Origin of the sequence: Agrobacterium sp. CNPSo 2736, from assembly GCF_004005385.1 — a bacterium.
GTDB classification, from domain to species: Bacteria; Pseudomonadota; Alphaproteobacteria; order Rhizobiales; family Rhizobiaceae; genus Agrobacterium; species Agrobacterium leguminum.
Genome location: NZ_RZTX01000012.1, coordinates 135,137 through 154,985, shown reverse-complemented (window position 1 = coordinate 154,985; position 19,849 = coordinate 135,137). Strand labels below are relative to the sequence as shown.

Below are 19,849 nucleotides of genomic sequence, written 5' to 3'. Positions count from 1 at the left end.
TCCGCGGCAGCGGGATGAGGGGGCAAGCTCTCAGTTTATCGCTGCGTCGCCCCCTCGGCTCATGCGTATCGCTCGAAAATCAGGAAGCAGCCGCCAGCCAGTGCCGTGCCGTTTCGATATCGGCAAGCCCGAGCTCGTGCCCGTCCTCGACCGTTTCCATTTCGGCCCTTGCACCGCTCGCCGCCAGTCGGCCCTGCAATTCGTGCGCCTTGTCGAGATATTTGTCCCGTTCTCCCGCCACAAGCAGGACATTGCGGCCGGAAAGATCGGTCTGCGGCCATGTTTCCAGAACCGGCATCGGGCGATAGAGCAGGGCGTCTCCGGCAAGTTCGGGATAAAGCGCGGCAAAGGCCGCGTAGAAATTTGCGCCATTGGAATGGCCGATAAACCGCAGTTTCGAACGGTCGAGACCATAGGACCGTATCGCTCCCTCCACGAAGTCGGCGAAGGCTTCCGCTTCCGAGGCGATATCCTTCTGGTCGAAGCTGAAATCGGGATAACGGCGGAACCAGCGGGCGATGTCTTCCTCCGTGCTGCGGCCGCGCACGCCGAGAAGGGTGGCGCGCGGCGCTGCCCGGTGCGCCAGCGGCATCAGGCTCGTTTCGCTGCCGCCGGAACCGTGCAGCAGGATGATGGTGCTGCCATCCGGCTCCTCGGGCGTATAGAAACGGTGCACGAAGGGCAGGTCGCGATAGACGATGCGCTCTTCGCCCGGCATTGCAAATTGCGGCAGGGCGACACGCACATCCGCCTCGTCCTTCATGAAGAGCGGTGGGATGAACAGTTTTTCCCCGAGCGATTCCAACGGTTCGTCCACTGTCATGCCCGGCCCGTCGGTCGCCATTTCGATCAGCACGCCGCCCGGTTCGCGGACATAAAGCGAGTGGAAATATTTGCGGTCATGGGCGTTGGTGGTGCTGGAATTCAGAGATTTCAGCCCCGTGTGAACCTCGTTCAACTCGTCCATGTCCTTCGCGCGGAAGGCGATATGATCGACGGTGCCGGTGCCCGGCGCGCTCGACCAGAAGCCGGTTGCGTCGCGCACATCGATAATGTCGCCGCTTTCGGAAACGAGCCGGCGGATTGCGCCTGCCTGGCTTTCCTGCCGGTAACCGAAATGTTTCTCCAGAAACGCCACGGTTTCTTCCGGCACTTCGCTCAGCACCGTCGCGCCATAGATTCGGCGAATGGCGTCCTCCGCGGAAATATCGTCCGTCACATGCGGCGTCGCATCGGCAAAGGCATGCGTGCCGACCAGCTTGACGATCAGGCCGTCGGGATCCTTCAGCCGGATGACCGGAGCGCCGAACTCATCGGAGGGGCCTTCCGCCCGGATGCCGAATTTCAGCGCCCGCGTCAGCCAGAAGCCGATGGCGGCGGGATCGATGGCCACGGAAATCTCCAGCGTCTGGCCATAACCGACACGGCCCTGGCCGCCATCTTCCCAGACGAGAAAGGTGAGCAGCGAGCCGGGCGAGGCGATATCGTCGCCATAAAGCAGGTGTAGCTGCATGGCGTCTTCGAAACCGGCCGTGCGCTTGGCCAGCCTCAAGCCCAGAAAGCCGGCGTAAAAATCCACATTCGCCTGCACCTTCCGGGTAATCATGGTGATGTGGTGTATGCCCAGTGCAGAATTCATCTTGCCGTCCCGCTGTTTCGCCTGCTGTTCGTGGCCCTATTTGTCGCACGCTGCCTCTGATCCGCAACCCCGGCAAATGAGAACGCTGTGTTCTCTGCGTGAACGATCCCGCTTTCGCTTCGTTGCATGCGCGATGGGCAAAATGCCGGCTTTTTGCCTGCCTTGTGCGTGTTTGTGCATATAAAATAAGCATACAAAATAACGGCTATTTTGTATGCAATTTTATCTTGCCTTGAGGGCTGGAATTGGGTCTTATGCAACCAATCCAACAAAACCATCAGGGGGAATAGATGATTTTAACGCGCAGGTTGTTGATCAGGGCTCTGACCATTGCCGCCATCGGTGTAGCCGCTGGTTTTTCGCTGCCGGTCGTCGAGGCGCGGGCCGAAACGCCGGTGAAATTCACGCTCGACTGGAAGTTCGAAGGCCCCGCCGCCGGTTTCCTGCTGGCGCTCGACAAGGGTTACTTCAAGGCTGAAGGCCTCGATGTCACCATCGATAGCGGCAACGGCTCGGTGGAAGCCATTCCGCGCGTGGCGACCGGCGCCTATCAGATGGGTTTCGGCGACATCAACTCGGTGATGAAGTTCCTCGACGAGGATCCGAGCCAGAAGATCAAGGCCGTTTATATGGTCTATGAGCGCCCGACCTTTGCCGTGGTGGGCCGCAAGTCGCTCGGTGTCACCGGCGATCCGAAGTCGCTGGAAGGCAAGAAGCTCGGCGCGCCGCCACCGGATGGCGCGTTTGCGCAATGGCCCGCCTTCAAGCAGGTGGCGGGTCTCGATGACAGCAAGATCAAGATCGAATCGATCGGTTTTCCGGTGCGTGAACCCATGCTCGCCAAGGGCGATGTCGACGCCGTTTTCGGCTTTGCCTTTTCGGTGATCCTCAACCTCAAGAAACAGGGCATCGCCGATGACGATATCTCGACCATCCTGATGGCCGAGCACGGCTTGAATCTCTATGGCAATGCGGTGCTGGTAAACACTGATTTCGCAGAGAAAAACCCGGATGCCGTGAAGGGGTTCCTGAAAGCGCTGGCCAAGGGCTTCGCCGATTCCGTCAAGAATCCCGAAGAGGGCGTGGCGGCCGTGCTCAAGCGCAACGAGACGCTCGACAGCGCCATCGAGCTTGAACGCCTCAACATGGCCAATAGCATGAATATCAGGACGCCCTATGTGGTGGAAAACGGCATGGGCGGCGTCGATCCGGCCCGGCTCGCGGCCTCGCTGGAAACGCTCAAGGTGTCCATGGGCCTGAAGGGCAACGTCAAGGCGGAGCAGGTGTTCGACGCGACCTACCTGCCGTCCAAGGAAGAGCGCATGCTTCCCTGACGCGGAAGAAAGAACGGGCGGGTGCCGCGGACTTCTCCCCGCCGGGGAGAAGTCCGCGGCAGCGGGATGAGGGGGCGATCTCTCCGTATATCTCTACCGTTGCCCCCTCATCCGACCCTTCGGGCCACCTTCTCCCCCTTGGGGAGAAGAAACAAGCGGCAACGCCGCGGGATTAAACAGCCCGATCAGCAACTTAAAACGGGAACAGCAATGTCACATCTCGTGGAAATAGACAGCGTCGACATGCGCTATGGCGGCTCCGCCGGCACGCTGGCCGTATCCGGCCTGAACCTGACGGTCGACAAGGGTGAATTCGCCGCCGTGGTCGGACCCTCCGGCTGCGGCAAGTCGACCCTGATGAAGCTGGTAACGGGACTGCATATTCCGCAGAAGGGCAATGTCATCGTTGCCGGGCGGCAGGTCACGGAGCCGGTTTCCATTGTCGGCATGGCGTTTCAGAACCCGACGATGCTGCCCTGGCGCACCACGCTTGAGAACATCCTGCTGCCGCTGGAGATCGTCGAGAAACATCGCCGGCGCCTGCGCGCCCACAAGGCGGAATATGTCGCGAAAGCCGAGCGTCTCCTGGAAATCGTCGGTCTGAAGGGTTTTGGTTCGAAGTATCCGTGGCAGCTTTCCGGCGGCATGCAGCAGCGCGCCAATCTTTGCCGGGCCTTGATCCATGAACCGGAACTGCTGATGCTGGACGAGCCTTTCGGCGCGCTCGATGCCTTCACCCGCGAGGAATTGTGGTGCGTCATCCGCGACCTGCACGCCGCGCAGCGCGTCACCATCATCCTCGTGACCCATGATCTGCGCGAGGCGACATTTCTGGCCGACAAGATTTTCGTGATGAGCGCAAGGCCGGGCCGGGTGCTGGCGGAACACCGCGTGCCATTTGCCCGCCCGCGCCAACTCGATATCATGTATGACAAGGGTTTCAACGACATGGTGCAGGCACTGCATGGCGAGATCGCGCAGGCGAGGGTGGCGGCATGAGCGCGATCATGGAAGGCACCGTTGCGGCCGAGCCGCGCAAGCCGCTGATTGCCCGCGTCAACTGGGTGAAAGCCGCCCCCTGGCTTTATACGCTGGCGCTTTTCGTGTTGTGGGAACTGTTGGTCTACGCGCTGAAAATGCCGCCCACCATTCTGCCGTCACCGATAAGGGTCGGACAGGCCATCGTGCAATATTGGTCGCCGATCTGGAAGAATTCGCTGCAGACGCTTTATACCACGACGCTGGGTTTCGCCATTGCGGTGGCCGCCGGTCTCGCCATCGGCCTGTTCATCGGCTGGTCCAAAACCATCTATGCCGGGCTTTATCCGCTGATGATCGGCTTCAACGCCATCCCGAAAGTGGCGCTGGTGCCGATCCTCGTCATCTGGTTCGGCATCGGCACGGTGCCTGCCGTGTTGACCGCCTTCCTGATCTCTTTCTTTCCCATCGTCGTCAATGTCGCGACCGGGCTTGCCACCATAGAGCCGGAAACGGAAGATGTGTTGCGGGCGCTAGGCGCAAAGAAAATGGACATCATGCTGAAGGTTGGCATTCCGCGCTCCATGCCCTATTTCTTCGGCTCGCTGAAAATCGCCATCACGCTCGCCTTCGTCGGCTCGGTCGTGTCGGAAACCGTCGCCTCCAATTACGGCCTCGGCAACATGATGAGTTCGGCGCAGAGCCAGTTCAATGTGCCGCTCGTCTTTGCCGGCCTCTTGATGCTCGCGGTGGAAGGCATCGTCATGTATGCGATCATGGCCTGGCTTGAAAAGCGCATGACCGGCTGGGCGCATCGCTCCACCATGGGGCAGTAAGGAATGCAGCACGGGCATGAAGAATATGCCCGTGCCGGAATGTCGTGCGAAGTTAATGCGCCGCCATTTCTTCCACGATATCGCCGCCGTCCATCAGGAACGGGTAATAGGTCGGCCAATTGGTCACTTCGTCCAGCAATGCCTTGCGGTCGTTGCCCCAGTAGAGATGGTAATGGCCCGCCTTGACCGGGGCGATGGAGTGATCGCTGAACTGGATGAATTGCGGTGCGGCCTCATCTCCGCCGGTTTTCTTGAAAATGTAGCGGACACCGCGATTGCCCTTCTTGTAGGTCAGGATTTCATGGCCATCGCTGACATAGGTGCCTTCAGCGGGCTTGCCGTCTTTATAAAACACCACGCTGTCGCTCTTGATGACGATGCGGTTCACATCGGTCTTGTAGCCGACTTCGTAATAGGCGCGGTATTCGGCGGCGGTCTTATCGCCATGGGCCGCCTTTTCGGCCATGACGGAATCGAGTGAGCCGTTCAGCAGGTAGGGATAGACCGACTGCCAGTCGCCTTCCCAGTCGGAAAGCGTGCGTGTCTTCACCTGCGCATCCTCGAAATAACCCTTGTAGATCTGCTTTTCAGCCTCGGTCATCTGGTGGCCGTGATCGTGCCCATGGTCGTGGCTGTGGGCTGCGGATTTGTCGCCACCGGCAGCCATTGCAGCGGTCGCCGCCAGCAGCATGGAACCAAGCGCGACTGCGCCGGTGACGCGGGTGAGTATCTTCTGCATTGTTTCGGCCCTCTCATATCGATAAAGATAGTTACGTAATAACATTACGTATCGACCTATAGAGGCCACATTCGCGGGATGCAAGTGTGCGCTCCAATGTGACGCAACGAAAAAGCGCGATGGCTGTTGCAGCCACCGCGCTTGAAAAAAGGGGGAGACGTGAGGTCTCAGGCGGGCTGGGCGTTTACTTCCGCCTTGCGCTCGTCGAAGGCAAGTTTCATGGCTTTCGTCACATCGCGGGTCGTCGCGAAATAAGTGTCGCTGCGCACCCAGTAGCGTAATTTGACGGTGGCGCTGTCGGCGCTGACCGAATCGACGAAGGTGACGGGGGCGGGGTCCAGCAAAACCCGGCTCTCCGAACGCACGACTTTCATCAGCATATCCTGTGCGGCCGCCAGATCCTCGTCATTCTTGACCGTCAGGCTCAGTTCGTGACGGCGCGAGGGAAAGCGGCTGTAATTGGTGATCGGTACGTTCCAGAGCGTGGAGTTGGGCGCGAGACGGTAAAGTCCGTCGCTGGTCTTCAGCTCGGTCGCAAACAGCCCGATCTCGATCACCGTGCCGCTGACCGTGCTGGTCTCGATATATTCGCCGACGCGGAAGGGACGCAGCACCAGAAGCATGATGCCGGCGGCAATGTTCTGCAGCGTGCCCTGCAGCGCAAGGCCGATGGCCAGACCGGCGGCGCCAAGGGCGGCCAGAATGGAGGCCGTCTGCACCCCGAACTGGCCAAGCACCATGACCAGCACCAGAATGAGAACCACATAGCGGATGGCGCCGGCGAAGAAACCGGCGAGTGTCGCATCGAAACCGCGAATGCGCGACAGGCCCTGAAATGCCCAGCGTTGCAGGAAGGTGGCGGCCAGCCAGCCGATGATCAGCAGCAGAAGCGCACCGACTACCGAGAAGGAATATTGCACCGCAAGCGCGCTTGCCTGCTGCAACGCCGCCTGCGATGCGACGATGATATCCGTTGCCTGTTGTTCCATGAATTATCCTGTGATTTTCATTTTTCTTCAGGGTTGGTAACGACTGGACGCCGTGAGGGTTCCGCCAAAACGGCCTCAGCCGCCAAGCGGCAGCACGAAGGGCACGTTACCATCCGTATCCGCGCCCCTGCCGATTTTTTTGATCGCCGCCACCAACCTGCCCTCGCGCCCGAGCAGGCGGTCGCCGATGGCGATGATGCGGGCATTGGGCGTGGCATAGGGCGAGACGGCACGCAGGCGCAGCGCAAGTTCCATCTCATCCTGATCCGGATAAAGGCTGAGCGCGGCGATGACGGCGGCGGCGGGTGAGCGGGAAACACCCATCCAGCAATGGATGAGCAGCGGCGCGGACTGGTCCCATTGCCGGGCGAAATCGATCAGCTTCAGCACATGTGCATCGTCAGGCGCGATGAGATCGGCGGTGCCCTTGAATGCGATGTCGTTCATGGCAAGCGTCAGATGCCGGTCTGCGGCAATGACGGCGGGGCGGTGAAAGGTCTGCTCTTTGGCGATCAGCGTCACCATTTCGCGGGCCTTGTGTTTGACGGCCATCTCCGCGATCCGCGACAGCGGCGATACGACAATGGCCGTCATGTCGCGCTTCCCGTCTTGACCGCACGCATCGCCTCGATGGCTTCGAAACGTTCGATGAACAGCTTTTGCGCTTCGGTTGAGGGCAGGGGCGTGATGTCGAACATGTCGCGGGTAATGCCGCGCGGCAGGCCGAAGAACTTCTGCGCCTCGGCGGTGGAAAAACCGGCAAGCTCCGTCGCCTCGAAAAAGGCGGCGACCGTATCGGCCTTCTTGATGCGGTCCTTCAAGTCTCGCGATGCATGCGGCGGCAGGCCGAAACGCAGATGCACGGCGGCTTCCAGCCGTTTTTCCACGGTCTTGTAGCCGCCGCCGACCACGGATTTGAACGGCGAGATCATGTCGCCGATGACATATTCCGGCGCATCGTGCAGAAGCGCCATCTGCATGTCATCAGGCGTCGCGCCTGTGCACATGCGGCAGAAGATGGTTTCGACGATGAGGCAATGCTGGGCGACGGAAAATGCGTGGTCGCCACGCGTCTGGCCGTTCCAGCGGGCAACGCGGGCAAGACCATGGGCGATATCGGCGATTTCCACATCGAGCGGCGAAGGATCGAGCAGATCGAGCCGCCGGCCGGACAGCATGCGCTGCCAGGCGCGCGGGCTTTTTGCAGCAGCCACTCTCAGTCCTCCGCCCGCGCCGCCGGATCGGCCGCCGGGAAGGAAAGGCCGCTCCAGGCCGGTAGAGCCACGGTCACGGGAACAGTCCCCGCCAGAAGCGGTGTGCCGGATGCGAGCGCATCGGCAATGCGGTCGATCCGCACAATGGCAAGCGCCCCGTTGCCACAAACGGTTCCAAGCGTGCCGACCGGTTTGCCATCGGCGGTAATCTCCGTCCCGCTGGTGGGAAGCGCGCTTTCGGCCGAAACGGTGACGACGCGGCGTCTTGCCGTGCCGCGATGTTTCATGCGCGAGACGACTTCCTGACCGACGAAGCAGCCCTTCTTAAAGGAAACGCCGTCATTCACATCCATCAGCACATCATGGGGAAAAGCATCCTGCAGCGCATAATCGCGGCCGGATTCGGCAATGCCATGCTCGACACGGAGCGCATCATAGGCCGCGATGTCGCCGGATGCGGACGCGCCCGGTATACGGTAAAGATCGATACCAGCCTTGCCGAAACGGCCATCCCGGATGCCCGCCGCTGCGGTAGTCTCGTTCCAGAAAACACTCACGCCTTCGACCGTCTCGGCTTTGAGATCGACCGGTGCGCGCAGCTTGTACATGGTCAGGCGGCGCAGCAGCGCATCCTGTTCGGCAGCGCCCGTTTCGATCAGATAATCGCCAACATCGCGCCAGATCAGGAAATCAAACAGAATCTTGCCCTGCGGCGTCAGAAGGGCTGCGGCGCGTGCTTCGCCTTGCGGCAGGTTTTCAACATCTGCGGTGATGAGGTTGTTCAGAAATTCCTCGGCGCCGGTGCCGGAAACCCGGATCAGGCGGCGGTCGGCAAGAAGGGCGGAAGGCATGGCGTCACCGTTCGGTTCGTCGAGACTCTGTGATCTCCGGCAAAAAGCAGATGCGCTTTGCCGGAATGCTCATTCCGCACAGTTAGGATTTTTGCCAGAGAACGGCAAGCACCGCGATGCGATCAATCGCCGGCGGTGAAGAACTTCCACTTGCCATCGGGCGAAATGCCGACCCGGTAGAAGCTGTAATTGCCATATTCCTGCATGTCCGCCAGATCGCCCGCCGTGATGATGCGCAGAAGCTCCACCTTTTCCGGCGCAGTCAGCGTATTCAGCGGCTTTCCGGCGAAATAGGGGAAAACATAGGCTTCGTCAGGCGTGCCGGCATCGATATGGGCATAGCCGGTCGACAGCAGATCGATGATGATTGCCAGAACTTCCAGCCCGTCAGGATCGCCGGAATAGCTTTTCAGCGCCGCAATCGGGTCTTCGCCGTCATTGCCGTCGATGCGGAATTCCTTCTGGCCGGCGGCGATGAAGGGCCGCAGCTTTTCGATATCGCCGGAGGCGGCGGCTTCGATGATCTGCTGGCGCAGCTTGCGCACGGGTTCCGGCGCCTTGGAAATGTCGTGCTCGATCACGACTGACATTTCAGGCGTGTTGTCGGGCTTGGTGGATTGCTGGTTTGCCTGATTGGCGGAACGGTCCACCAGCGGATCGGGCAGGGGAATGCCTTCCGAATCGCCTTCGATCTCGTCCGGCTCCGCGGGCTGGGCCTGCTGCGGCTCACCGCCATTTTCGGCCTTCGGTTCGCTTTCGGTGTTCTGCGCCGGCTTCAGTTCGGAAAGGGCAAAGGCGCGGCCTGGCATGCCAATCGGCCCGGCGGTCAGGGCAAGCAGGATGGACAGCAGGGCGGAAGAGCGCAAAAGCCCCTTGCTCAGGCAAGACATGATAGACCCCGGCTTTACTGTATTACCCGCTGCGGCGAAAATTCGCCCTGAAGCATGCGCTGGCGCAGCGATTCCAGCATTGCTTCAGCGCCGGCCTCGCCATGGATACGGATGGTTTCGCGCATGGCCAGAGCGATGGCGGCATCGGCGATGATCTCCGGCTCGATGCCGTCGGCCATGCCGTCAGCCCATGCCTCGTTCTGGTGTTCCAGAGCGACCTGCATCTTTTCATGCACGATCATATCGTCGATTTCGTTACGGCTTGTCTGCATCTTTCATCCTCGACAGGGCGGGCAAGTCCTTACCACCCTGTTAACAACACTAGCAGCCTTTTATCAAAACGGCACGGCCTGCGGCGAAAAGAGGTTAATAAACCTTTAATTTCCGAACCTGGACGCGATTTCCTGCGCGAGTGTTGCCCCTTCGTTACGGTAGTTCTCTTCTGCCATGATGGCGGCGCGTGTGCAACTGGTGTGGATGGCCGCAAAAGAGCGATATCCACGGTTGAATGCAGCCGTCATGCGCTGACGTCGTTCAGGTTCGTTGGCCGTGTCCGCAGCCAGAAGATCGCTCATCGATCTGCGCCAGTCCTCCGGTCCGGAAGAAGGGCACAGGGTTCTGAGATATTGCACCGCGCCCAGTATCTCCGACAGCCGTGCGAGCTTGTCGTCATAAGGGGCGGGTTTGGGCGGTGCGGCTTCCGCCGGACGCACCTCGGAACCGGGTTTTGAAGGCTGCGCATAAGCGATGCCCTCATGCCCGGCAGTGGCAAGCATTGTCAGAAAAAGAGACAGGAAGATGGTTGGCCGTATCAAAATTCTATTCTGCCCCACACATACTCGTGAACTATTGGCTCGTGAACTGTTGGCTCGTGACCATCCGGCGGGCGGATCAGCCCTAGATAATAGCGATTCTGGCTGGCTGGCAATCATGCTAGCAGGCGCTCGGCGCATTCCACGACGCTTTCCGGCGCCGGCAGAAGGCGGATTTCCGCCAATGTGTACCAGCCCGCATCCGCCGCATCGTCGCCGACAGTCACGAGCGGATCGGCATCCGTTTCCACGGTGAAGACTGACAGGAAATAGTGGCTCGTCAGCACCCCTTCGGCGTTGCGGGAGGGAAGATCGTATGTCGCGAAAAGCTGTGGCCTGCGCGCCACGATGCCGGTTTCCTCGTGCAATTCGCGCAGCGCCGTTTCGGCCGGCGTTTCGCCGTCTTCGCCGCGACCGCCCGGAAAGGCGAACATGTCCTTGGAGGGCGGGTTGATGCGGCGCACGAGAAGCAGCCGGTCGCCGTTCCTGACGATGGCGGAGGAGGCGGGGCGGGGCTTGATACGGAGGGTCATGAATGGTTTCGCTTGTTTCGGCCGTTGCCGGCCTGTCTATAGTGGTACCTGGCTCGGAAAAATCGATTCCGGTTTCCGTGTCGATGCTTATAGTCCGGAACGGGCGCGATTGTGCATGCTAAAGACGGTGGAATGAAGGTCTATCTTATCTATGTCCTGGCGGCTCTTGCCGAAATTGCCGGCTGCTTTTCCTTCTGGGCCTGGCTGAAACTCGGCAGGACCGGGTGGATATTGCTGCCCGGCATGGTGGCGCTGGCCGCTTTCGCGTGGCTTCTGACGCTGGTTCCGACAGAGGCGGCGGGCAGGGCCTATGCCGCCTATGGCGGGATTTACATTGCTGCTTCGCTCTTCTGGCTCTGGGGCGTGGAAGGGCATGCGCCGGACCGGTGGGATATTGCCGGCGGCGTCGTCTGCCTTGCCGGCACCGCCATCATCCTGTTCGGACCAAGGGGTTGAGGAGAAAAGCATGTGCGGACGTTTCGTGCTGAAGGCGACGCCCGAGGAGATCGCCGATTATCTCGATCTGATCGGCCTTGAGGATTTTCCCGCCCGTTTCAACATCGCGCCGACGCAGCCCATTTTGATCGTGATGGAGGGGGAGCGGCAGGAGCGCGGCAGCAACCTGCCCAATCGCCGGGCCGTGCTGGTCCGCTGGGGTTTTCTGCCGGGCTGGGTGAAGGACCCGAAGGATTTTCCGCTGCTCATCAATGCGCGGTCGGAAACCGCCATCGGCAAGGCCTCCTTCCGCGCCGCCATGCGCCATCGCCGCGTGCTGGTGCCCGCTACCGGCTTTTACGAATGGCGACGCCCGCCGAAGGAGGAGGGCGGCAAACCGCAGCCTTATTTCATCCGCCCGAAAAGCGGCGGCATCGTCGCCTTCGCCGGTCTCATGGAAACCTGGTCTTCCGCCGATGGCTCGGAGGTCGATACCGGCGCGATCCTCACCACCGCCGCCAATGCCGCGATCGCCCGTATTCACGACCGCATGCCTGTTGTCATCGCGCCCGAGGATTTCAGCCGCTGGCTCGATTGCAAGACCCAGGAGCCGCGCGAGGTCGCCGATCTGATGCGGCCGGTTCAGGATGATTTTTTCGAGATGATCCCGGTATCGGACAAGGTCAACAAGGTCGCCAATGTCGGCGCGGATCTCATCGAACCGGTGCCGGAAAGCGCGCCGCTGGCGAAGATCAAGCCGGCAAAAGACGAAGGGCAGATGTCATTGTTTTGACGGCACCCGAGAGAATCAGCCGTTCCGCCCGATCTTCTGCAGGCCTTCCTGGATCATGATGTCGGAATAGACGCGGTTACGGCCATTCGCCTTGGCGAGATAGAGCAGCTGGTCCGCGGCATTCAGCTGGTTGTCGAAGGGTTCGCCCTTTTCGATCTCCACGACGCCGAGCGAGATCGTCAGGGCGAGGCTGCTGCCGCTCAGCTGCCGGCCGTTCTTTTCCACCTGTCCGCGCAGCTCCTCGCAGAACTGATAGGCGGCGCGTGCATCCAGCCCGCGCAGGAACACGGCAAACTCCTCGCCGCCGAGGCGGGCGGGAATGTGGCGTTGCTCGCCGCACATGTCATGCAGCAGTTCTGCCAGTTTCTTCAGCGCCCTGTCGCCGGCATCGTGGCCCAGCGTGTCGTTGATCTTCTTGAAATGGTCGATGTCGAGAATGGCGACGGCGCCGCTCTCGTCATTGTCGTTGATGACATCCATCAGCGCCCGCGTGCGCTCGAAGAAGGAGCGGCGGTTCGGCAGGCCGGTGAGGTGGTCCCGTTCGGCCAGTTCACGCAGGCGTTTAAGCTGCTTCAACGTCTCGATATTGTTATCGATGCGGCACTGCAATTCTTCCGGCACGAAGGGGCGGTAGACGAAATCAGAAGCGCCAGCCTTCAGGAAACTTGCCGAAAGCAACCGGTCTGTGGAGGACGATATGCCGATCACCCGCAAATCTTCGGATGAGCGGCTGTCGCGGATGCGGCGCGTCAGCTCATAACCGTCCATGTCGGGCATATGATAGTCGGTGATGACAAGCTGGATCGTCGGATCCTCCGACAGTATTTCCAGCGCCTGCTTGCCCGAATGGGCCTCGCTGACCCTGAAATTCTGCCGCTCCAGTATCTCCACGAGACCGGAACGCGCCGTACGCACATCATCGACCACCAGGACCGAAAAAAGCTTGTTGCTCAAAATCCGCTGGACGGTTCTGACCACCGCATCGACGGTGCGATGACCGTCCTTGACAATGTAATCGATGATCTTCTTTTCGGCGTAGCGCTTGCGCGCCTCCTCATCCACCGTGGCGGTGAAAACGATGGCCGGCACCTTGCGCTCGGATAAAAGTGCGAGAATCTCGCCCTTCGGCGCATCGGGCAGGTTGAGGCCCGTCAGCGCCAGCGTGAAATCATGGGCCTGCATGAGGGTATCGGCCGCGGCCATGCTGTCGCAATGGACGACCTCGGCTTCCGTTTCTTCCGAAAGCCGCGTCTTCAGCAGCATGGAAAGAGCAACGGAATCTTCAATCAGAAGGATTTTATCCTGCATGGCCGTCCCAAGCCCCCCTGGCCTGTCTTCACAATCTTCCCTCAACGCCGAATATTCGTCATCCGCGTGTCTGCGGATTCGAAAACCGGCTTATGCATTGTTGTGGAAAAAAATGCGGAATAGAAAAGTTCTTTTGTATTCACTAATCTATACGTCGGTGTTCGTATAGCCTTCTTGTGGAAGGCGAGCTTTTTACTACACTTTCGTTGCAGCTTCGTTACAGAGGCTGCCGATTTTATGAATGACTGACGCTCTGCGGTTTAGCGGCAGTGCTTGAAATAAAAACGGCGCCCGGAAAAGGCGCCGCGTGATTGTCGATTTTCCGTTGGGAACGTTCCGTTTTCCGGGCAGTCCGCAAAATTCGAAAAATCAAAAAAATCGAATATTTTCAGGCGGTTTTGGCGGCAGGCTTGCGCTTCAGCATCAGGGCCGCGGCCGCAACGGCCTTCAGTCCGAGCGGGCGGTAGTGGCTGTTGAGGTCGGGCTTCGCCTGCGACTGCGCCTTCGTCTCGTTCGTCATTTCTCTCTCTCCACAATTCACGCCAATCGCCGTTGCGATGCGTGTGAGCCACTTCTTTCGCGGCTAATCTTGACGGATTCGAGGCGAAGAAAAACGAAGCCGGCTTTTCAGGCTGCGACATTTTGCGTCACATCCTGCGCCGGCTTGTGCGAGAAAAAATAAACCTGCGGTTTTAAATGCCGCGATCGAGGCCGTTGCCGCCATTGGCGTCGTCATGCACGTCTTCCTCGATGGTCAGCGTGCCGTAGCGACGATGCCAGAGACGGGCGCTGATGGGAATGAAGACGAGATAGGCGGCAACGGTCAGAACCAGAACTTCCCAGGTGAAGCTCATCAGCATCGCTACATAGAGCACGACGACGAGGATCATCGGCAGCACCAGATCACGGCGGATGCGGCTGGTACCGGATTTTCCCGACCAGACCGGCAGGCGGCTGATGAGGAGATAACCGATGAGCACGGTATAGGCGGCGGCGACATAGGCGAAGGGCTTGTCCGGCTCGACGCCAAGGAAGCCGAGATAAACCGGCAGCAGCACCAGCATGGCGCCCATCGGGGCGGGAACGCCCACGAAGAACTCATTCTGCCAGGGCGCCTTCACCGGCCGCTCGATCATGACGTTGAAACGCGCCAGACGCAGGCCGGCGGCAATGACGTAAATGAGGGCTGCGATCCAGCCGATGGAGCGCGCCTGATCGAGAAGGTAGGCATAGACCACCAGCGCAGGGGCGACGCCGAAATTGACGATATCGGCCAGAGAATCCATCTGCTCGCCGAATTTGGACGTCGCTTTCATCATGCGGGCGATGCGCCCGTCTATGCCATCGAGGAAGGCGGCCAGCAGCACCATGCCGACGGCCAGCTCGAAGCGACCCTCGATGGCGAGACGCACGCCGCTCAGGCCCGCACAGATGGCCAGAACGGTGATGAGATTGGGAACGACGAGGCGAAAGGGAATTTCCCTCAGCCGCGGTCCACGGCCGCTGTCGCTGCGGCCCTCTGGTTTGCCGTTCTGTTGCGGCTCGGCGATCGGCGTTTCCATGCGCATGCCCTTCCTGTTTCCGTCAGCCGCGGCGGCTGACGACCGGACCCTTGGCGGAGCCGAATTCGGCGAGCACGGTTTCACCGGCAATCGCCGTCTGACCGACCGATACGCGCGGCTCGAAACCTGCGGGAAGGAAGATATCGAGACGCGAACCGAAACGGATAAGACCGAAACGCTCACCGGCATCGACTGGTTCATTCGGCTTTACCCAGCAGACGATGCGGCGTGCAACCATGCCGGCGATCTGCACCACGCCGACCTTGCCGTGCGATGTCTCGATGACGAGGCCGTTGCGCTCATTGTCTTCGGAAGCCTTGTCCACTTCGGCATTGAGGAAGAGGCCGGGACGGTAGGCGACATTGACGATGCGGCCGCGTACCGGCGAACGGTTCACATGGCAGTTGAACACGTTCATGAACACCGAGATGCGCACCAGCGGCTCCTTGCCGAGTTCCAGCTCCAGCGGCGGAACGACGCTCTGCACGGCGGAAACCTTGCCATCGGCCGGGCTGATGATGAGGTCGTCATCCTGCGGCGTGACGCGCTCGGGATCGCGGAAGAAATAGGCGCACCAGGCAGTCAGCACCAGACCGACCCAGAACAGCGGTTCGGCGATCCAGCCGAGCACCAGCGATGCGACGAAGAAGGCCGCCACAAAGACATAACCTTCCTTGTGGATCGGTACGATGGTGTTGCGAATGGTGTCGAACAGATTCATGAGATTCCTTGCTCCGGTTTCCGTCTGTCGCGTCTATATGTGGTCGTGATACGACACGATCCACACGGCAATGCGACAAATTTTGCCTAGCTGGTTACAGCCAAAAGGGCCGTCCGGCAATGGTGGGGTTCTTCTGGCGGCCCTGTTACCCCGGCTATACCCATCAATGGGCGGGTTCCCCGCGGTCGATGACACCCAGATCGTCGGTTTCGCGCACGTGGCGCAGCATTTCCTCGGCGCGGATCGCCTCGCGCTGGCGGCTCCACATCGAAGCGTAGAGGCCGTTCTGCCCCATCAGCGAGCTGTGCGTGCCGCGTTCGGCGATCTGCCCTTCCTTCAATACGATGATCTCATCCGCGCCGATGACGGTGGAAAGGCGGTGGGCGATAACCAGCGTCGTGCGGTTCTTCGAGACGATGTCGAGCGCACTCTGGATTTCCTGTTCCGTATGCGTGTCGAGCGCCGAGGTGGCCTCGTCCAGAATGAGGATCGGCGGCGCCTTGAGGATCGTACGGGCAATCGCCACGCGCTGTTTTTCCCCGCCGGAAAGCTTCAGGCCGCGTTCACCCACCATGGTGGCATAACCTTCCGGCAGCTTGCCGATGAAGGCGCTGATCTGCGCCGCATCCGCCGCAGCCCTCAGTTCCCCGTCGGTGGCCGAGGGGCGGCCATAACGGATGTTGTAGGCGAGCGTGTCGTTGAAGAGCACCGTATCCTGCGGCACCATGCCGATCACCGAGCGCAGGCTCTTCTGCGTCACATCGCGAATATCCTGCCCGTCGACGGTGATCGCGCCCTCCTGAATATCGTAGAAACGATAAAGCAGCCGCGAGATCGTCGATTTTCCCGCACCCGAAGGGCCGACGATGGCCACCGTCTTGCCGGCCGGCACGTCGAAGGAAACGCCCTTCAGGATTGGTCTTTCGGGGTCATAGGCGAAGTGCACGTCGCGGAAGGAGATCGCGCCCGGTCCGGCCGCGAGCGGTTCTGCATCCGGCCTGTCGGTGACTTCCGCCTCCACCTCCAGAAGATCGAACATCTGCTCGATGTCGGTCAGGCCCTGGCGGATTTCGCGATAGACGAAACCGATGAAATTGAGCGGCACCGAAAGCTGCAGCAGCAACGCATTGACGAAGACGAAATCGCCGATGGTCTGTTCGCCGCGCTGAACGGCAAGCGCCGACATCACCATCATGACGGTGGAGCCGATGCCGAAGATCACACCCTGGCCGAAGTTCAGCCAGCCGAGCGAGGTCCAGATGGAGATCGCCGATTTTTCGTAACGCTCCATGGCGACGTCGAAACGCCGCGCCTCCATCTCCTCATTGCCGAAATATTTGACGGTTTCGAAATTCAGAAGCGAGTCGATCGCCTTGGTGTTGGCGTCGGTGTCGCTGTCGTTCATGGCCCGGCGAATGCCGATACGCCAGTTGCTGGCCCGCACGGTGAACCAGATATAGGCCCAGACCGTGATGACCGTGACGAGCACGTAGGAAAAACCGTAGGAGGCCCAGAAGATGATCGCCGTCAGCAGGAATTCGATGAAGGTCGGCGCGGTGTTGAGAATGGTGAAGCGGACAATGGTTTCGATGCCCTTGGTGCCGCGCTCGATGACCCGCGACAGCCCGCCGGTCCTGCGCTCCAGATGGAACCGCAAAGAAAGCCGGTGCATGTGCACGAAGGTCCTGTAGGCAAGCTGGCGTACCGCATGCTGGCCGACGCTGGCGAAAAGCGAATCGCGAAGCTGGTTGAGCCCGACCTGTATCAGCCGCGTCAGATTATAGGCGATAACCAGCGCGACGGCGCCGAGCATGAAGGCGGGAACAAGCCCGGCCATGTCAAGCCGGCCGTTCAGCGCATCGGTCGCCCATTTGAAGAAATAGGGAACGGAGATCAGCACCAGCTTGGCGACGACGAGGTATACGGTGGCCCAGATCACCCGCATCTTCAGGTCCCAGCGTCCCTCCGGCCACATATAGGGCCAGAGATTGATCAGCGTCTGGGTGGGATTGCTGGAATCCGCCGAAATGGTTTTTTTCTTCGTGGCCATCATTCGCTCCGGTCACTGCCGGAAGCCGACAGCAGGGCGGCGGCTTTGGTCAAGCCGCCGCGCGTGTCACAGATAGGGTCGTTGCGGGTTCACCGCAACGCTTCAAATGCTCAGGAGCCGCTCTTCAGCCGCTTGCGGTGAAGTTCTTCCGCATTCGGCAGCGCCTCTTTCGGCACGCCGAAAATCTGGCCGGGCTCGATCAGATCGGGGTTTTTGATCTGATCTTCGTTGGCAAGGTAGATCGTGGTGTAACGCACGCCCTGACCATAAACGCGACGGGAAATCTGCCACAGCGTATCGCCACGGCGGATGATGACGCTGTTCTGGCTCTCGGCCAGCGGCGCCTGCTCGAAGGTCTGCGGGCCAGCGGGCGCCTGTGGCGCGGGAGCGGCGGGTGCCGTGATGTGGAGTTCCGCCAACCGGCTTGCCAGCGAGGCGATACCCTTGCCGATTGCCGCCACATCGTTCGGCCATGCTTCAACCGATGTCAGCAACTGGCGCGCCTTGGCGGTGATATCGCCCGCAAAAGCGGTGAAGGCGGGTTCGGTCGCGGCTGCGGTGCGGAATTCCGAAAGCGACTTGAGACCGATGACGACGGCGGAGCGGCCGGCAATGGCCTGATCGAGCGCCGGCGTGGCCTGATCCTTGTAGAGGTTGGAAAGAATGCCGAAGGCCTTGGCGACATCGGCGCGCAGCTTTTCGAAAGCGGCGCGGTCGCTTGCCGTGCTCTGGTTTTCGGCCGGCGCTGCGGTCGTGGTCGCTGACGACGAAGCGGACGGCGACTGCATTGCGACGGTTGCCTGGTCGGTCTGCGGCCGCTCGAAGGGAACGCGCACACGCACCTTCGCGGTGCCGTCGGCATTCAGTTCCTCGACGGTGATGATGTGGCTGCCGACGCTAAGATCGACATCGCCTTCGACGACGAAATGGCCGGAGGCTTCCGTGATGCTCTTGCCGATTTCCCTGTCATCGACCAGCGCGCGCACCGTCGAACCGGCGGGTGCGGAACCGGCGACGAAAATCTTCGATCCCTCGAACTCGACGGCGGTGACCTGAACGCTCGAGGTGAGCGGAGCACCTGACGCTGCGCCGGGCGCGGACGGAGCCGCAGTACCGGCGAGCGGTGCGGAAGCGGTGTTGGCGCTGGTTTCGGACGTTGCCGCAGGCTGTTGCGACGGCGCGGCTTGCGGCTGAAGCGCCGGAGGAGCCGCCTCCGGCATGGCCAGCACGCGGCTTGCCTTGCCGGGCTTGGAAACCATGGCCAGAAGCTCGCCCGTCTTGCCGTCAGGCACAGAAACCGTTGCCACTTCTTCCGATTGCGTCGCCTTGCCGCCGGCATCGGTCGAACGCAGCACCAGCTCGTGATCCCCCGGGGGAAGCGGATTGTCGAAAACGGCAGCGAAGTCGCCGGTGCCGTCGATGGTCGTCTGGGCGACCACCTTGCCATTGCTCAAGATTTCGAGCTTTGCGCCGGGCTGTGCCTTGCCGGCAATCACGGCCGAACCGTCCGGCTCGACGCGCAGCACGTCGAAAGTCGGCGTGGCGGAAGAAGATTGTGCCGCGTCGGCGGGTGCGGCGGCCGGTTTTGCCGGTTCGGGCGCGCCATCGTCGGTGCCGGCGAAAACGCCTGCCAGACGACGCACCTGTGCCGCCGCCGCCGCCGCATTGTCGGGCAGGCCGCGCAGGAACGCCGTGGTGCGTTCGGCGGCCGTGCGGGCGGTGGTGATGAGCCGCGACGTCGTTTCGTCCAGCGACTCTGGAATTTCGATATTCGTCAGTTCCTTGAGCGAGGTCTCGACCTTCTTGCGCGCCGCCGCGAAATCGGCGTCGGAGGGAACCTTGCTATCGGCGAAAAGCGTCGTCAGATCCTTGATCGACTGGGTGGCGGAAGCCGCCCGCCGCCCGACCTTGTCGGCAATATTGGCGGTTTCCTCGGCGGCGTCGGAGAGAATGTCGCCCGCCTTGTCGGCGCCCATTTCCACGCTGTTCTTCACGGCGTTGCCGGCTTCGTTGATGGCGTCGCCGATCGGTTTGCCGTCGTTTGAAATCCGCGGCAGGACGAAAAAGATCATGAGCAGGGACGCAACGCCCAGCACGATCAGCGCCAGCAAACCGGCCTTATTGTTTTTCATCCTGATGCTCCGGGTATTTCAAGCTTTTCACAC

General features: G+C 60.8%; 21 protein-coding genes. 5 read left to right on the top strand and 16 right to left on the bottom strand.

The window, feature by feature from the left end:
- Positions 1-79: 79 nt before the first annotated feature.
- Positions 80-1,639 carry a VOC family protein gene (locus EM858_RS19180; RefSeq protein WP_127757637.1) on the bottom strand — a complete coding sequence of 520 codons (1,560 nt, stop codon included), beginning with the start codon at positions 1,637-1,639 and terminating at the stop codon, positions 80-82.
- A gap of 290 nt (positions 1,640-1,929) precedes the next feature.
- Here EM858_RS19180 and EM858_RS19175 point away from each other — a divergent pair, with 290 nt between their 5' ends.
- The 3 genes from EM858_RS19175 to EM858_RS19165 all read left to right on the top strand — a co-directional run bounded on the left by EM858_RS19175 (position 1,930) and on the right by EM858_RS19165 (position 4,787).
- Positions 1,930-2,973 (top strand): ABC transporter substrate-binding protein, encoded by a 1,044-nt coding sequence (locus EM858_RS19175; protein ID WP_127757636.1) that lies wholly within the window; start codon positions 1,930-1,932, stop codon positions 2,971-2,973.
- A gap of 210 nt (positions 2,974-3,183) precedes the next feature.
- Positions 3,184-3,972 (top strand): ABC transporter ATP-binding protein, encoded by a 789-nt coding sequence (locus EM858_RS19170; protein WP_162936689.1) that lies wholly within the window; start codon positions 3,184-3,186, stop codon positions 3,970-3,972.
- A complete protein-coding gene (locus EM858_RS19165; RefSeq protein WP_127757635.1) occupies positions 3,969-4,787 on the top strand; it encodes an ABC transporter permease in 819 nt (272 codons plus the stop codon). Before EM858_RS19170 ends, EM858_RS19165 begins: the two co-directional genes overlap by 4 nt.
- A 52-nt stretch (positions 4,788-4,839) precedes the next feature.
- On the opposite strand, the gene EM858_RS19160 is transcribed toward EM858_RS19165, so the two are convergent.
- The 9 genes from EM858_RS19160 to EM858_RS19120 all read right to left on the bottom strand — a co-directional run bounded on the left by EM858_RS19160 (position 4,840) and on the right by EM858_RS19120 (position 10,815).
- The gene (locus EM858_RS19160) at positions 4,840-5,526 is read right to left on the bottom strand and encodes a metal-binding protein ZinT (RefSeq protein ID WP_127757634.1); all 687 of its coding nucleotides are present in this window, start codon (positions 5,524-5,526) and stop codon (positions 4,840-4,842) included.
- Between the two features lie 167 nt (positions 5,527-5,693).
- Positions 5,694-6,515, bottom strand: a complete 822-nt coding sequence (locus EM858_RS19155; RefSeq protein WP_127757633.1) for a mechanosensitive ion channel family protein — start codon at positions 6,513-6,515, stop codon at positions 5,694-5,696.
- A 75-nt stretch (positions 6,516-6,590) separates the two neighbouring features.
- On the bottom strand, positions 6,591-7,109 hold the full coding sequence (locus EM858_RS19150; protein WP_127757632.1) for a tyrosine phosphatase family protein: 519 nt from the start codon (positions 7,107-7,109) through the stop codon (positions 6,591-6,593).
- Positions 7,106-7,729, bottom strand: coding sequence for an HD family hydrolase (locus EM858_RS19145; RefSeq protein ID WP_164865485.1), 624 nt, complete (start codon positions 7,727-7,729; stop codon positions 7,106-7,108). The genes EM858_RS19150 and EM858_RS19145 overlap by 4 nt, the downstream gene beginning before the upstream one ends.
- A 2-nt stretch (positions 7,730-7,731) precedes the next feature.
- On the bottom strand, positions 7,732-8,580 hold the full coding sequence (locus tag EM858_RS19140) for a folate-binding protein YgfZ (RefSeq protein ID WP_127757631.1): 849 nt from the start codon (positions 8,578-8,580) through the stop codon (positions 7,732-7,734).
- A gap of 122 nt (positions 8,581-8,702) precedes the next feature.
- Positions 8,703-9,470 (bottom strand): hypothetical protein, encoded by a 768-nt coding sequence (locus EM858_RS19135; protein WP_127757630.1) that lies wholly within the window; start codon positions 9,468-9,470, stop codon positions 8,703-8,705.
- A gap of 14 nt (positions 9,471-9,484) precedes the next feature.
- Positions 9,485-9,742 (bottom strand): hypothetical protein, encoded by a 258-nt coding sequence (locus tag EM858_RS19130; RefSeq protein ID WP_003501987.1) that lies wholly within the window; start codon positions 9,740-9,742, stop codon positions 9,485-9,487.
- Between the two features lie 105 nt (positions 9,743-9,847).
- The gene (locus EM858_RS19125; protein ID WP_035260763.1) at positions 9,848-10,285 is read right to left on the bottom strand and encodes a TIGR02301 family protein; all 438 of its coding nucleotides are present in this window, start codon (positions 10,283-10,285) and stop codon (positions 9,848-9,850) included.
- A gap of 113 nt (positions 10,286-10,398) precedes the next feature.
- The gene (locus EM858_RS19120; protein ID WP_127757629.1) at positions 10,399-10,815 is read right to left on the bottom strand and encodes an NUDIX domain-containing protein; all 417 of its coding nucleotides are present in this window, start codon (positions 10,813-10,815) and stop codon (positions 10,399-10,401) included.
- Between the two features lie 132 nt (positions 10,816-10,947).
- On the opposite strand from EM858_RS19120, the gene EM858_RS19115 reads away from it, so the two are divergent.
- Positions 10,948-11,271: a YnfA family protein gene (locus EM858_RS19115; RefSeq protein WP_003520675.1), complete on the top strand. Its 324-nt coding sequence runs from the start codon at positions 10,948-10,950 to the stop codon at positions 11,269-11,271.
- A gap of 10 nt (positions 11,272-11,281) precedes the next feature.
- Positions 11,282-12,043 carry an SOS response-associated peptidase gene (locus EM858_RS19110; protein ID WP_127757628.1) on the top strand — a complete coding sequence of 254 codons (762 nt, stop codon included), beginning with the start codon at positions 11,282-11,284 and terminating at the stop codon, positions 12,041-12,043.
- A 15-nt stretch (positions 12,044-12,058) separates the two neighbouring features.
- Here the strand turns inward: EM858_RS19110 and EM858_RS19105 are convergent, their stop codons facing one another.
- The 6 genes from EM858_RS19105 to EM858_RS19085 form a co-directional block, all read right to left on the bottom strand.
- Positions 12,059-13,351 (bottom strand): PleD family two-component system response regulator, encoded by a 1,293-nt coding sequence (locus EM858_RS19105; RefSeq protein ID WP_127757627.1) that lies wholly within the window; start codon positions 13,349-13,351, stop codon positions 12,059-12,061.
- 388 nt (positions 13,352-13,739) lie between these two features.
- Complete coding sequence (locus EM858_RS27650; RefSeq protein WP_272872488.1) at positions 13,740-13,871, bottom strand: hypothetical protein; 132 nt, start codon at positions 13,869-13,871, stop codon at positions 13,740-13,742.
- A gap of 172 nt (positions 13,872-14,043) precedes the next feature.
- Positions 14,044-14,913 (bottom strand): CDP-diacylglycerol--serine O-phosphatidyltransferase, encoded by an 870-nt coding sequence (gene pssA, locus EM858_RS19100; protein WP_035237101.1) that lies wholly within the window; start codon positions 14,911-14,913, stop codon positions 14,044-14,046.
- A gap of 22 nt (positions 14,914-14,935) precedes the next feature.
- The gene (locus EM858_RS19095; RefSeq protein ID WP_003520681.1) at positions 14,936-15,634 is read right to left on the bottom strand and encodes a phosphatidylserine decarboxylase; all 699 of its coding nucleotides are present in this window, start codon (positions 15,632-15,634) and stop codon (positions 14,936-14,938) included.
- A gap of 163 nt (positions 15,635-15,797) precedes the next feature.
- Complete coding sequence (locus EM858_RS19090) at positions 15,798-17,684, bottom strand: ABC transporter ATP-binding protein/permease (protein ID WP_127757626.1); 1,887 nt, start codon at positions 17,682-17,684, stop codon at positions 15,798-15,800.
- 110 nt (positions 17,685-17,794) lie between these two features.
- Positions 17,795-19,816: a LysM peptidoglycan-binding domain-containing protein gene (locus EM858_RS19085; protein ID WP_127757625.1), complete on the bottom strand. Its 2,022-nt coding sequence runs from the start codon at positions 19,814-19,816 to the stop codon at positions 17,795-17,797.
- Between the last annotated feature and the right edge of the window lie 33 nt (positions 19,817-19,849).

Excerpts from the sequence above, each read along its gene's own strand:
- EM858_RS19180 (WP_127757637.1), bottom strand. The coding sequence starts at position 1,639 with ATGAATTCTGCACTGGGCATACACCACATCACCATGATTACCCGGAAG.
- EM858_RS19175 (WP_127757636.1), top strand. The coding sequence starts at position 1,930 with ATGATTTTAACGCGCAGGTTGTTGATCAGGGCTCTGACCATTGCCGCC.
- EM858_RS19110 (WP_127757628.1), top strand. The coding sequence starts at position 11,282 with ATGTGCGGACGTTTCGTGCTGAAGGCGACGCCCGAGGAGATCGCCGAT.
- EM858_RS19120 (WP_127757629.1), bottom strand. The coding sequence starts at position 10,815 with ATGACCCTCCGTATCAAGCCCCGCCCCGCCTCCTCCGCCATCGTCAGG.
- EM858_RS19165 (WP_127757635.1), top strand. The coding sequence starts at position 3,969 with ATGAGCGCGATCATGGAAGGCACCGTTGCGGCCGAGCCGCGCAAGCCG.
- EM858_RS19130 (WP_003501987.1), bottom strand. The coding sequence starts at position 9,742 with ATGCAGACAAGCCGTAACGAAATCGACGATATGATCGTGCATGAAAAG.
- EM858_RS19160 (WP_127757634.1), bottom strand. The coding sequence starts at position 5,526 with ATGCAGAAGATACTCACCCGCGTCACCGGCGCAGTCGCGCTTGGTTCC.
- EM858_RS19085 (WP_127757625.1), bottom strand. The coding sequence starts at position 19,816 with ATGAAAAACAATAAGGCCGGTTTGCTGGCGCTGATCGTGCTGGGCGTT.
- EM858_RS19140 (WP_127757631.1), bottom strand. The coding sequence starts at position 8,580 with ATGCCTTCCGCCCTTCTTGCCGACCGCCGCCTGATCCGGGTTTCCGGC.
- pssA (WP_035237101.1), bottom strand. The coding sequence starts at position 14,913 with ATGGAAACGCCGATCGCCGAGCCGCAACAGAACGGCAAACCAGAGGGC.
- EM858_RS19105 (WP_127757627.1), bottom strand. The coding sequence starts at position 13,351 with ATGCAGGATAAAATCCTTCTGATTGAAGATTCCGTTGCTCTTTCCATG.
- EM858_RS19090 (WP_127757626.1), bottom strand. The coding sequence starts at position 17,684 with ATGGCCACGAAGAAAAAAACCATTTCGGCGGATTCCAGCAATCCCACC.
- EM858_RS19115 (WP_003520675.1), top strand. The coding sequence starts at position 10,948 with ATGAAGGTCTATCTTATCTATGTCCTGGCGGCTCTTGCCGAAATTGCC.
- EM858_RS19150 (WP_127757632.1), bottom strand. The coding sequence starts at position 7,109 with ATGACGGCCATTGTCGTATCGCCGCTGTCGCGGATCGCGGAGATGGCC.
- EM858_RS27650 (WP_272872488.1), bottom strand. The coding sequence starts at position 13,871 with ATGACGAACGAGACGAAGGCGCAGTCGCAGGCGAAGCCCGACCTCAAC.
- EM858_RS19135 (WP_127757630.1), bottom strand. The coding sequence starts at position 9,470 with ATGTCTTGCCTGAGCAAGGGGCTTTTGCGCTCTTCCGCCCTGCTGTCC.
- EM858_RS19155 (WP_127757633.1), bottom strand. The coding sequence starts at position 6,515 with ATGGAACAACAGGCAACGGATATCATCGTCGCATCGCAGGCGGCGTTG.
- EM858_RS19095 (WP_003520681.1), bottom strand. The coding sequence starts at position 15,634 with ATGAATCTGTTCGACACCATTCGCAACACCATCGTACCGATCCACAAG.
- EM858_RS19170 (WP_162936689.1), top strand. The coding sequence starts at position 3,184 with ATGTCACATCTCGTGGAAATAGACAGCGTCGACATGCGCTATGGCGGC.